Consider the following 8,438-nt stretch of genomic DNA (forward strand, 5'->3'; position numbering starts at 1 on the left):
GGAAACCCTGCATCATAAATAGCTCATTTAAGATCATGAGCAATAGACGTAACGCTTGGTATCAAACGCTTTGAAAGAAAATTGAGAAAATTTCCATAGGGAGCATTCTCAATAAGAGTGGGAGCATCTAAACCCTAGATGCAGCCTGAAGTTCCCGAAAATCGTCAACTGTTGTGGCGGGCGCAGGAAATTAGAGGCGCAGAACCAGGCGTTGAATACCTTAACATGTCGCAGTGTAGATGGGATTCTGGATAGCGCCTGGTTTTTACTTTCTACGGAGCAAATCATGACATCACTGGCCGAAGCGATCGAAGCATATGGCAGGCAAAAGGCCTTGGAAGAGTTCAAGCAAGACCTCATTTACGGCAAAGCCTTTACGAGAATCGCATGGGACGAAGGAAAGCCTATGGTCTGCCCTATCGAAAAGGGCAATGCCGTTATCAAGCTCCCTGAACCCATCAGCTTCAGATATGGAGAACCTCGCACCTTCTGCACTCACGATTTCGTGAACGTTTCATTTGCTCACATTCGCATGGTCTGCAAGCATTGCAACGTGGAACAGCTATGAATGTTCTCATAAGCGCTCTGGAGGAAACGGCTGGCTATCTTCAGGATGCCGGTCGTCACGATCTGGTGCTTTCTGTGGCTGAGGCGATTCAAAAAATACGGCAGGCTGAGGAAATGGCTCTGTCTATTGTTGCGGCCGACAGTGTTGCCTTTGACGTATGGAAAGCCATGAAAGCCTATCGTAGGGCGGGCACAATGCCTGAAGCTCAGCGATCTACGCCGGCTTGAGACTGCTGGCGATCCCGCTCAATCTTCTGCAGTTCTTCGCTAGTGATCCGCCTAGCCTTCGCCGCTCTCCTGAGATTCACAAGAGCGAAGAAATTAGGATTGTCGCGCCTTTTGCATAGGGCGTACTCCATGGAGACGATTATCAGACGCCGGATTTCTTCGCTTGTCAGAGCGTAATACTTCAATGGCTCATTTCCCCCAAAACCACGACATTATCAGCCTGCAGCCAAGCGTCAAGTGCTCTTGAACCTGTGGATAACTTTACGCATTGCCTGTGCTCAGGTGACCAGGTAGTGTGTACCCCAATAGTGGGTAGTAGAAGTTTCTCGCGCACAAACTGCCTGTTTGCGTGAGTGGCCGGAAGCCTCGGAGTGTGGACTTCGGGGTTTTTGCTTTTGGGGAAACGGACCCCGCAAGTGCAGGGACCTTTAAATGTTACCTAAGTTGTCAGATGATAAAGGGCTTCCATCCAATGAAGCACTTGTCAGGCCTTGACGTTATCGGCAGGTGTCTCTGGAACTTGACTCCATTCTTTGGGAAAGAGAGACAGCGTAAGCTTGCCATCAGGTGTCTTTGACTTGTGAGCAAACCCAACGGTGTCAGGGGGTACAGCCCTTTGCATAATTTGAGCACTTATGCGTTCGAACTCCATCATGGCCAACGCACTCAGGGGCTTTGCCATCAAGAGAAGTCGCGTCAATTCACTTTTTTCGATCAGTAGATAGTCCACAAACCCACTCCTGCTTAGCTTTTCCATAGTACGGAACGGCCTTTTTAAGCCCAATCATAGTCTCTGAGACGTTCACACCTGGTGATACGGTGGCTTCGCATAAAATTCTGAAATATTTCTCTCTGGTACAGTCAATAAGATCAACCTTTGTATCGGAAAGTAGCCGGGAAAGTAATTTTTTGGCAGCTTCTGCGTCCTGCCTGGCGCAAGCCCTTTTGTCGCGAATCTCAGCCGTATCAATTCCGGCAAGCCTGACTGAGATCTCCCGCCCGAAAACATCGGCCTGCTCGGGCAAGTTCACAACAAAAGTATCTCCATCAATCACGCGAATTATTTGAACGCCCGGAAAATTGGAGAGTAAGGCAGTGAGCAGAAGACCGATCATTTTATAATTCTCCGCTTGAGTATTAGTAGGGCTGTTTCAGCGACTTCGTCAGTCTCAAATATTAGCAGCCCGTCTTCCTCAGTCGTAATCTCATAATCAAGGTCATCACTGATTTCATCGATCTTTTCCTCAAGCTCTTTCATGACATCGATTTTCTCTGCACCTTTCACGCTCAGATCCAGACCTGGGAGTGTCGCTCGCCAGTTCTTGCCATCCCTCCAAATCCTTCCTTTTAAACAAAGGCTCACTTTTACCCTCTTTCTTTGTGTTCATCCCATTTTCCCCTTTACTCGTGAACCCTACAGCGAAAAGCCGGGGTACACATGAAAAGCTTGTCTCTCGGGACATTAGGAGAAAAACGCGCGAAAATGAATAGAAAACCTGGCCATAAGGGAAAAGGTGGGTTAATGTTGCGAAAAATGCATTAATGAGGTGAATCATGGCAGAAACAAAGGTCGCACGAGCCGCTGAGATAGTCCTCAAGAACCCCGAAATAACCAATCTTGCATTGGCAAAAAAGGTGAAGGCCGCTAATCCTATGGCTTCAGGCTGGCAGCTTCGGCAGAGAGTGGAAAAGTATATTGATCGCAAGGGACTCAGACCCACTGAGAAAACTCCGAAGATGATGAAAAAGAAAGATGCCCCCATGGAAGCGCCGTCCAGTAAGGTTTCCCCGGACAAGTATATCAAGTCTCTTGGCGGCAAGATCGAAGTTCAGGGAAAGTTCATCAGCATCAAAATACCCACGAAATCGCTCAGCAATATTCTCCTCTCCAAGCTTCTGCATTGAAACCATAGACATTCCTCCTCTATCTGTTCTATCCTTTGTCAAACACAAAGGATGGATCATCACATGCAGGACGCCCGACTCGATCAGTGGGTGGACGCGAAACTGTTGCGCAGGGCGACCAAGAGACGCTTCGGGGCACCAGGCTACACGCGCTACACAAACAAAGCCCTGATCATGCTCAGTGATGTCGAAATCCCTTTTGTGCTTAGACGCCGCGAAGATCTCAAGTATGAACTTCAGATCTATGGCCACACAGATATCGCCGATGGTTGGGATGATCTGGGGCTGACCGTGTGCCGTCTTCTATTCAGATCAATCGAGGGAACAGACTGGCCACACGCACCCGAGGCCCTTTGATTGAAAAAGATTCCCCGCTCTATCTGCATCCGTCTTGGATGCCATGATATCAGCCTTTTCAAAAGGCTTTGCCCTGCACATTACGCTGCAGAGTACCCCGATCAGCCGGTAAGCGATTACCGTTTCACCTGGTCTATTGTCGAGTCATTCGAGGGAGTAGTTAGGGCTACGACTGAGGCTGAAGCTCGCCGAATGGTCGAACGGGGTATTGTTGCTGGACTTCGTCTCAATCCCCATGGAATGCCGGAAGATATAGAGCTTCTGGAAACTCTGGATGTCTCTAACCCTCCATTGCGGTGACTGTCTCAAAGTCCTTCCGACACTTGAATCTGAAAGCGTGGACATGGTTCTCACCAGTCCGCCCTATGATGATTTGCGCAAATACAACGGCTACACGTTCAATTTTGAGGGAATTGCGTCGGACCTCGAGAGGGTTCTTAAACCTGGTGGCGTGATTGTTTGGATCGTTGCAGATGCCACTGTTAAGGGATCTGAGAGCGGATCCAGCTTCCGTCAAGCCCTCCATTTCATGAGCCTCGGCCTCAACCTTCACGACACCATGATCTGGAATAAGGGCGGATTTTCTGACGTTGGATCCCTGCAAACCCGTTATGCTCCTGTGTTTGAATACATGTTTGTTTTTTCCAAAGGCAAACCAAAGTCTTTTAATCCTATCAAAGACAGGCCGAATAAATGGGCCGGGACTAAGAACCATGGAAACATCAGGCTGCCTGATGGGACTATGAGAGCAAAATCGAACGCAAGGGTTTTGCCTGATTTTGGGCATCGATTCAATGTTTGGGATATATCTCCGCATCGCCAGCGTGGGGCTGATAAACATCCAGCTCCGTTTCCAATAAAATTGGCACATGATCATATCCTCTCCTGGTCAAACCCCGGCGACACCATCCTGGATCCTATGATGGGCTCTGGCACGACGGGCCAGGCTGCAAAGGACCTCGAGCGAAACTTCATCGGTATCGAGATATCTGAGGAATATTTCAAGCTTTCGCGCCAGCGCCTGGGGGTGGCATGAGCGACGAAGATAACCTGATCCGCTGGGAACTCCCTCTCCACAAGATCATTCCGAAAAGATTATACGAAGCCCAACAAAGCGAATGTGCTTCATGGACTGATGCCAAGCTTTTCGCAGAAGCGATGCCTGACAGCCTCGATTGGCGTCTCAGGATCCGCTACAATTCCCTTCTCCAGCAGTTCATGGATCCCATGAAGCCCATGTCTGACAGGGCCATTAAGCAAGACGACATCTTCAAAGACATCTGCACCTATGATGTCTTCAAGCGCCGAACGGACAACGTTCCGAAAGCCGTCTTCATCACTCGCCGTATTGGATCCTATTTAGAGGATCAAGATGCTTTGCTAACGGCATTTTCGACGAGACTCTGGGAAGTTGCATCAGCTCCGATCACAGATGACAAGGGCCGCATCGATATTGATGCCGCGAAAATTCTCCACAAAACCATTCAGATTCTCCTCGATCGCAAGTTCGGGATGGCCGTTCAAAGGCAGGTCAATGTAGGGATAAACGCTTCCCAGATGGATCCTATCGCCATCGAAGCTCAGATCAAGCAGCTTGAGGATATGCATGGCTCCTCCAAGTAAAAAGCAGCAGCTGCTTGCCGCTCAGCAGTACATGAAAGAAAACCTTCCCTGGTTTTTGAACAAAGACTTCAGCGAGTGTAACGCTCATAAGCTCTACCCTTGGCAGCGTGAATTCATGCTGCATCGCGGCGTAAATGGAAATCCGCCGACACCTGCTCTATTGACCGCTGCTAATCAGGTCGGGAAGGACCTGCAATGTGACGCACTTATTCAGACTCCTAGCGGGGTAAGGGTTTACGGCGATCTTAAGGTGGGTGATTACGTCTTTGGGCGTGATGGGAAGCCCACCAGGATTCTCGATACGAAGCGCTTTGAGAATCAGAAGTGCTACCGGATCACATTCGACGATAGAACCTCGATCATTGCTGGTGAGGGTCATCTTTGGGTCTGCAAGGGCTATGACGAGCGATTCCGAAAGAGATATTCCAAAGGTGAAAAGACCTGGGCAAACCCTTGCTACAATGAATGGCTGGTAAAAACCACCCGAGAAATCATCGAGGAGGGAGCATATGCTCCAGAGACAAAGGCCGGCAACCGCTTTGTCATCCCGATCGCTGAGCCCGTCCAGTATGAAGAACAGGACCTATTTGATCCTTATCTTGTGGGGCTTCTCCTGGGTGACGGCTGCATAACGACGAGAAACATAAAGCTTTCGACGGGTGATCAGGAGCCTGCCGATTACATTTCATCCCTTTACGACGTCCGCCAGGAAAAAAACAAGCGAATTGACTATGCGATAAAGGGGAACGTGCCCAATGAAGTCGAAAAGATTGGTCTCATAGGCACACGCTCTGCGACCAAATTCATCCCTGAACCATACCTCGTGGGTTCCATCGAACAGCGCAAAGCTTTGCTGGCCGGTCTCTTGGATAGCGATGGCAGTATCTATGGCAAGGGAACCATCGAATACTCATCGATCAGCGAAAAGCTTGCAAATGATGTTGCAGAACTAGTCCGATCGCTTGGCGGAAAGGCCGAGATCAGGGATCCAAGGATTACCCGGTACACCCATCAAGGCGAAAAGAAAGACGGTAAGCCTTCGTACAGGGTTTTCATCAAGACACTTTTCAACCCTTTCCGCATCAAACGCAAGGCTGATCGCTGGTATGTGACCCGCTATAAGCATGAGCGCGTAATCTACTCCATCGAGCCTATTGAATCAGTCCCTACGATGTGCATTACCGTTGATAACCAGGATTCGACCTATCTCATCGGCCGCGAGTACATTGTCACGCATAATAGCTCGGGTCAGATTGTTAAAATGTGCAACATGGCCATGAGGCAAGACCTATGGCCCTACTGGTTTCCAAAGCGAAAGCCCACGACATTTTTTTACTGCTACCCTGATGCAAAGCTCGCCACGACGGAATTTAAAGAAAAAATCGAGAAGGTCTATCTCAGCAAAAATGAGATGAAAGACGACTCAAGATACGGATGGAAACCGACTTATAATGACAAGGGCTTTATCGATAGCATCGTCTTCAATTCTGGGGTTACGTGTTATTTCCGCTTCTATTCGCAAAGCCCAACGGCACTCCAGGCATCGTCACTCGATGCGGTGTTCCTCGATGAGGAGCCGCCAGGTGAGCACTGGGACGAACTCGGTGTTAGAACGCAGGCCATGGCAGCGCTTGGTTCCGGGTACATCCATTGCGTATTTACCGCAACGCTCGGCCAGGAATGGCTCTTTAACGCAATGGAAATGCAGGGCACTGCTTTAGAGACAATCGTAGGTGCATGGAAGAAACAGATCAGCGCTTATGATTGCGTGACCTACTGCGATGGATCGCCATCCGATATCTACACCGTTGATTATATCGACAACGTTCTTAAGCCTCGCTATAGGTCTGAACGCGAACGTCAGCGCCGGATCATGGGCAAGTTCGTCAAAGATTCCGGGCTAGTATATCAGGAATTTGAGAAGGATAAGCACACCGAAGCCTACGGCGAAACCGATATGCAGGGCTGGCGAAATTACGTCGGCATCGACTACGGATCGGGTGGCGACTGGGGGCATTCAAGCGCCATCGTGCATGTGAAAGTGGATCCCACGTATTCGAAAGCCAGAGTCGTAAACGTCTGGACTTCTCAAAAGCGCCGAATGACTCAAGCCGATCTGCTGCTTCGCTATAAAGAGATGGCTCCCATGTTCGGCGTCCATCAAGCGTTTGGCGACTGGGCTGCTGTGGATCTTTTCACGCTTGCAGCGAGAGAGGGGATCCGCCTTGAGAAAGCGCTCAAGGATCATGACGTGGGGATCCCGCTTCTCAATACTCTCTTTGGTCAAGGTCAGCTTAAGGTAGTTGTCGGTCCCGACTCACATGCAGTGCATCTCGTGAGTGAACTCAGTTCCATCTCAGAAGACACCAATAAAAAGCATAGGGTCGACGACTGCGCTGATGCCCTGCGATATGCCCTTGCCCTGTGCCCGATGCGGCTTACAGCCCTCAAGCTTCAGGAAAAGAAAAAGCGCGAAGACACATCAAAGATGGATCCAAGGATGGCCTTTTATAAAGGGCTCGATATGCGCGATGACCCCATGCGGCAGGACAATGAAGACTGGGACGATCTTCAAGATGCGATTGACGATTTCGAGGAGTTTATATGAGCCCTGATGATATTGCGTATTTAATTGAAGCATGCAAGAATGGTGGCGTAACCAGGCTTAAGTTCGAAAAGCTCGAACTCCAGTTTCAAGTTGGTGACCCTCCTCGCTTAGCCGCCGCCATGGCCAAGCCTCCCGCGAAATCAATCGAGTCCATCATAGAAGAAGATCCTGATCTTCAGGCTCTCTACCTGGAGAACCTTGCTGTCGAGGATCCCCTCGCATTTGAACAATTGCGGAAGGACAGAATGTAATGGCGCATACGGCTGGCGATCTTAGCGAAATGTTTCAGAAGGCTGAAGGGGCGCTGCAAGCGCACTTTGCAGAGATTCGTAGCAACATTATGCTCGACACCGGCTTTCATCACGCCAAAGACCGCCGCCATGGAATGTCGCGAATATTCAACAAAAGCGTGGACAAAACCAGGCGAATTCGCATCACAAAAAATCACATCCACGTAATTACAGCTTTCATCAGGAATAGTATTCAAAATCGCTCTCCTGATGGAGCATGCTTTCCACGGAATGAAAAAGAGATCGCAGACCAGAAGTCTGCCGAACTCAATGAATCGGTCTATCAGTTCCTCAAGACCGAGGAAGATCTGCCATCCGTCTATGCCCGCCTCATTCATGACTTTGTGGTCAGCGGCGAATGTCACATGAAAGCTTTCTGGGATCCCTACGGCGGCCCCTTCTCACACTATGAGAACACCGAGGAGAATGACGATCCCGAAGAGAAGCCAAATGATGGCGATGAGTCCATGGCCAAGGTCATCAGGATGGACCGCAGAAAGCCTGTGTTCAAAGGCAAGATAGTCTATGAGCGCATCCCCCCTTACAACTTTCTGACCGATCCTAACGCCGATTCTGAGCGCACCATGGAGTGGGTCTGCATCCGAAAGTTCATGAGCCGGGATAAGCTTCTCAAGCGCTACATGGGCGACAAGGACAAGATCGAAGCCATAAAGCACGCTGGCGGCGATAGAAAAGATTGGTTCGACGGCTTCACCGGAAGCTATAAGAACGAGTCAGCGACTGAGATTGAGGTTCGCGAATTCTATTTTAAGAGCTGCGAAACTTATGCAGAGGGCTACTTCTTCTTTACGGTCGGCGATCACAAGCATGGAATCCTTGAGCAAGGTGAACTGCCGGAT

General features: G+C 49.6%; 12 protein-coding genes. 9 read left to right on the forward strand and 3 right to left on the reverse strand.

Features of this window, described 5'->3' with window-relative positions; genetic code table 11:
* The first annotated feature begins 286 nt into the window (after positions 1 to 286).
* Both VE954_RS43390 and VE954_RS43395 read left to right on the forward strand, forming a co-directional pair.
* The gene (locus VE954_RS43390; RefSeq protein WP_324965046.1) at positions 287 to 568 is read left to right on the forward strand and encodes a hypothetical protein; all 282 of its coding nucleotides are present in this window, start codon (positions 287 to 289) and stop codon (positions 566 to 568) included.
* Complete coding sequence (locus VE954_RS43395) at positions 565 to 795, forward strand: hypothetical protein (protein ID WP_324965048.1); 231 nt, start codon at positions 565 to 567, stop codon at positions 793 to 795. The genes VE954_RS43390 and VE954_RS43395 overlap by 4 nt, the downstream gene beginning before the upstream one ends.
* Positions 796 to 1,279: 484 nt before the next feature.
* Here VE954_RS43395 and VE954_RS43400 read toward each other — a convergent pair whose 3' ends face one another.
* The 3 genes from VE954_RS43400 to VE954_RS43410 are packed head-to-tail and all read right to left on the reverse strand — an operon-like array spanning position 1,280 to position 2,158.
* Positions 1,280 to 1,525: a hypothetical protein gene (locus VE954_RS43400; RefSeq protein ID WP_324965050.1), complete on the reverse strand. Its 246-nt coding sequence runs from the start codon at positions 1,523 to 1,525 to the stop codon at positions 1,280 to 1,282.
* Positions 1,497 to 1,910 carry a thermonuclease family protein gene (locus VE954_RS43405; RefSeq protein ID WP_324965052.1) on the reverse strand — a complete coding sequence of 138 codons (414 nt, stop codon included), beginning with the start codon at positions 1,908 to 1,910 and terminating at the stop codon, positions 1,497 to 1,499. The genes VE954_RS43400 and VE954_RS43405 overlap by 29 nt, the downstream gene beginning before the upstream one ends.
* The gene (locus VE954_RS43410; RefSeq protein ID WP_324965054.1) at positions 1,907 to 2,158 is read right to left on the reverse strand and encodes a hypothetical protein; all 252 of its coding nucleotides are present in this window, start codon (positions 2,156 to 2,158) and stop codon (positions 1,907 to 1,909) included. The genes VE954_RS43405 and VE954_RS43410 overlap by 4 nt, the downstream gene beginning before the upstream one ends.
* 191 nt (positions 2,159 to 2,349) lie before the next feature.
* On the opposite strand from VE954_RS43410, the gene VE954_RS43415 reads away from it, so the two are divergent.
* From VE954_RS43415 to VE954_RS43445, 7 genes are all read left to right on the forward strand, one after another.
* A complete protein-coding gene (locus VE954_RS43415; RefSeq protein WP_324965056.1) occupies positions 2,350 to 2,700 on the forward strand; it encodes a hypothetical protein in 351 nt (116 codons plus the stop codon).
* A gap of 63 nt (positions 2,701 to 2,763) precedes the next feature.
* The gene (locus VE954_RS43420) at positions 2,764 to 3,057 is read left to right on the forward strand and encodes a hypothetical protein (RefSeq protein WP_324965058.1); all 294 of its coding nucleotides are present in this window, start codon (positions 2,764 to 2,766) and stop codon (positions 3,055 to 3,057) included.
* Between the two features lie 274 nt (positions 3,058 to 3,331).
* Positions 3,332 to 4,093: a site-specific DNA-methyltransferase gene (locus VE954_RS43425; RefSeq protein WP_324965060.1), complete on the forward strand. Its 762-nt coding sequence runs from the start codon at positions 3,332 to 3,334 to the stop codon at positions 4,091 to 4,093.
* Positions 4,090 to 4,680 (forward strand): hypothetical protein, encoded by a 591-nt coding sequence (locus tag VE954_RS43430; protein WP_324965062.1) that lies wholly within the window; start codon positions 4,090 to 4,092, stop codon positions 4,678 to 4,680. The genes VE954_RS43425 and VE954_RS43430 overlap by 4 nt, the downstream gene beginning before the upstream one ends.
* Positions 4,664 to 7,288, forward strand: coding sequence for an LAGLIDADG family homing endonuclease (locus VE954_RS43435; protein ID WP_324965064.1), 2,625 nt, complete (start codon positions 4,664 to 4,666; stop codon positions 7,286 to 7,288). The genes VE954_RS43430 and VE954_RS43435 overlap by 17 nt, the downstream gene beginning before the upstream one ends.
* Entirely contained in the window at positions 7,285 to 7,539 is a 255-nt protein-coding gene (locus VE954_RS43440; RefSeq protein ID WP_324965066.1) for a hypothetical protein, read from the forward strand. The genes VE954_RS43435 and VE954_RS43440 overlap by 4 nt, the downstream gene beginning before the upstream one ends.
* Positions 7,539 to 8,438 (forward strand): portal protein (locus VE954_RS43445; RefSeq protein ID WP_324965068.1); only part of this gene is annotated, 900 nt, incomplete at its 3' end. The genes VE954_RS43440 and VE954_RS43445, both read left to right, overlap by 1 nt.

Source organism: Oligoflexus sp. (assembly GCF_035638955.1).
GTDB lineage: Bacteria > Bdellovibrionota_B > Oligoflexia > Oligoflexales > Oligoflexaceae > Oligoflexus.